General features: G+C 68.5%; 1 pseudogene. It reads right to left on the bottom strand.

What is annotated here, in order from left to right:
- Positions 1-291, bottom strand: a pseudogene (locus U5798_RS36965) (hypothetical protein); the annotation flags it as partial.
- Positions 292-406 lie beyond the last annotated feature (115 nt).

The following is a 406-nucleotide window of genomic DNA, read 5'->3' as shown; positions in this document are numbered from 1 at the left end:
TTGCTGGACCGCCAGGCGCAGCAGCGGATCGATCGTCGTCATCTTGGTCGCGCTGCCGAACGGGCCCCACCAGTCGGCGTTACGGCCGTCGTCGACGGCGATCGTGCCGAGCGGCGACGCGCAGCGCTGCAGCCCCGAATCGGCACCAGCGCTCGCGCCGCCTGCCGCGGCACCCGTCACGCCGGCGTTCTGGCCGCCGGGCGTCACCACGCCGCCGCAACCCGCGACGGACGCGCACAGCGCTGCAACCAGCGCACCTTGAGTGAGACGATGGGAAAGGTTGGTCTTCATGTCGTTGTCGATCGATTAGAGTCGTTGTTCGGCTTATGTGTCCGTGCGAACTTCGATAAGCCCCCCGGCGTGGCGCGCGATGGTGGTCTCCCCGCGGCTGCCCCCGTTGCTTTAT

The sequence above is a fragment of the Burkholderia sp. BCC1972 genome (genome assembly GCF_905339605.1).
In the GTDB taxonomy this organism is placed as follows: domain Bacteria; phylum Pseudomonadota; class Gammaproteobacteria; order Burkholderiales; family Burkholderiaceae; genus Burkholderia.
This window is presented reverse-complemented; position numbering and strand designations above follow the sequence as displayed.